The sequence below is a fragment of the Flavobacterium sp. genome, assembly GCF_043778725.1.
Lineage (GTDB): Bacteria > Bacteroidota > Bacteroidia > Flavobacteriales > Flavobacteriaceae > Flavobacterium.
Genome location: NZ_JAYWFT010000011.1, coordinates 1 through 2679 on the forward strand (window position 1 = coordinate 1; position 2679 = coordinate 2679).

The window sequence follows — 2679 nt, forward strand, 5'->3', positions numbered from 1 at the left end:
AGGTACAGCTGCTGTAGGTTCTTGTAACAGTGACTTTAAACTTGTTCGTCTTTCAGAAATGTATTTTATTAAAGCGGAAGCTAGAACTGCTGCAGGAGATTTAACAGGTGCTGCTAATGCTATTAAAAGTGTTTTAGACAAACGCTTTCCTACAGCCCAAACTGCTCCAGTTTATGCTTCTCCAACAGATGCTTGGAAAGGTATTTTAAATCAAAGAAGAGTAGAGTTTGCTTTTGAAGGATACAGATTTATTGATTTAAAAAGATTAGGTACTTTAGCTGGTGTTGGTATTGATAGAGATCCTGCGGATTACTCTTCTTCATCTATTAATTTCCCTGGTGGTAATCCTGCAAATCTTCCTTTAACAAGTTATAAATTTGCATTGCCAATTCCTCAAAATGAATTAAATGCTAATAGTTCAATCCAACAAAATGCTGGATACTAGATTATAAACATATTTTTTATCTAAAAACCTCTCAATTTGAGAGGTTTTTTTTATATTTGAAAAAAAAAGTATGAGATTAGTAATTGTTTTTTTATTTGTTTATAGTTTCATGGTTTCTCAAAACCAATCTCAGCGTGAGTTTATTAAAAATAAATCTAGTTATATTTTAGTGTCAAATTTAAAAACTGAATTTGAATTCTCTTCAGCTAAGAATAATAAGGATGTTCAAGATTTTCTTATAAATAATCCTACAATTGATAATAAGGATAATCTTCAAAGAATCATTGATGGTATTCCTTACTTTTATCAAGAAGACAATAATGTACTTTCAGTAGAAACTTTAAGAGCTAATTCATTATATCCTGGTGGATCTCTTGGTTTAAACATTACTGGAACAGATATGTATGCAGGTGTTTGGGATAGTGGTAAAGTTAAAGAAACTCATGTTGAATTTGGAGGTAGAGTTACCCTAGGTGATAGTGCGCCTTCTTATTCTTCTCATGGAACGCATGTTGCAGGAACAATTATTGCTGCAGGTGTAAGTGCAATTAGAAGAGGTTTTGCCTATCAAGGTAATGTGGTGTCTTATGATTGGACTAATGATATTGCTGAGATTTTTAATTTTGCATCTTCTGGATTTTTAGTTTCTAATCATTCTTATGGAAATATCGCTACTTCTCTACCTGTCAACTCTTTTGGAGCATATAATTCCCAATCTATTGAGGTGGACCAATTAATGAATGCTTTTCCCTATTATCAAATGGTTAAATCTGCTGGTAATGATAGAAACAATACTGCTATAAATCAAGTTGTACTTGACGGAGGTTTTGATCTTTTGACAGGTGTTGCAAATGCTAAAAATGTTATAACTGTTGCCGCAGTTAAGGGTATAATGACAGATGGTTTAGATGAGTCATATTCTATTGCTGATTTTAGTAACTTTGGACCTACAGATGATGGTAGGATTAAACCTGACATATCTGCTAAAGGAGTTGGTGTTTCGTCACCAATTTCTACTTCTAATACTGCTTATGATACTTATCAAGGAACATCAATGGCTTCTCCAGCTATAACTGGTTTAATTTTGCTTCTTCAAAAACACTATAATAATTTAACTCCAGATTTATTTATGAAATCTGCTACTGTAAGAGGTTTGTTATGTCAATCTGCGAGAGAAGCAGGAGATTATATTGGTCCCGATTATAGTTTTGGATGGGGTGTTGCCGATGGTTTAAATGCAGCCAGAATAATCACTAATAAAGGTGTCTCTACTATATTAGAAGAAAATAATTTAGTTAACAATCAGGTTTTTACAAAAAATATTTCTTTAAATTCTACACAAGATTTAAATGTTGTTCTTTCTTGGACAGACCCAACAGGTACTGCTAACTCTTCTTCTCAAAATGATAACAGAACTCCACGATTAGTTAATAATTTAGATTTAAAAGTGTTAAAAGATGGTAGTGTTTATTATCCTTGGAAGCTAAATCCAGATTCACCACTTGATGGTGCTACCAATATTTCAGATAATAATGTTGACAATATAGAACGAGTTGAAATCTTTGGTGCTGCACCTGGAGTTTATACAATTCAGGTTACTCATAAAGCATCTTTACAAGGTTTAAGTCAAGATTTTTCTTTAATTGCCTCCGGTACTGACGGAATTTCTTTAAACAATAGAGATTTTGAAATTGACAATTCAGTCTTTATTTATCCTAATCCAGCAACTACTATTCTTAATTACAATCTTAAAAATAACATTGAAATTGTTGAACTAATAATTACTGATTTAACAGGAAAACAAATTTATAACGTAAAAGGATCTTCAATAAATTCCAGCATAAATATTTCTAATTTTGAAGCAGGTGTCTACTTTATTAAATTTATTTCTGATACTAATAAATCAATAGTTAAGAAGTTTATAAAAAAATAAATAATTTTACATAATCAAATAGCTTTCAGAATTAAATATTCTGAAAGTTTTTTGTTTTTATTATGATGATCAATTGTTTTTTGTCTTAAACTATTACTTATTTTTGTCACTTCTAATTTTATTATGAGAATTTCACTTACCTTAATTTTATTTTTTTATTCATTGATGCTCTTCTCTCAAGAAAAGCCATCAGATATTAAACGTAAAAGTCTAGTTAAAACTGCTGAACAAAAAGCAAAAGAACTTGCTAAAAAAGCACCAATTACTTCCTATAAAATAATTTCTATTCAACGTGATACAA

2 protein-coding genes are annotated in these 2679 nt (G+C 30.6%); both read left to right on the top strand.

Annotation, left to right across the window (positions count from 1 at the left end; translation table 11 throughout):
- A partial coding sequence (locus tag ACH2CG_RS01580; protein WP_395061522.1) for a RagB/SusD family nutrient uptake outer membrane protein occupies positions 1-445 on the top strand: 445 nt, incomplete at its 5' end.
- Positions 446-515: 70 nt separating this feature from the next.
- Complete coding sequence (locus tag ACH2CG_RS01585; protein ID WP_395061524.1) at positions 516-2378, top strand: S8 family serine peptidase; 1863 nt, start codon at positions 516-518, stop codon at positions 2376-2378.
- Positions 2379-2679: the final 301 nt, after the last annotated feature.

Excerpts from the sequence above, each read along its gene's own strand:
- ACH2CG_RS01585 (WP_395061524.1), top strand. The coding sequence starts at position 516 with ATGAGATTAGTAATTGTTTTTTTATTTGTTTATAGTTTCATGGTTTCT.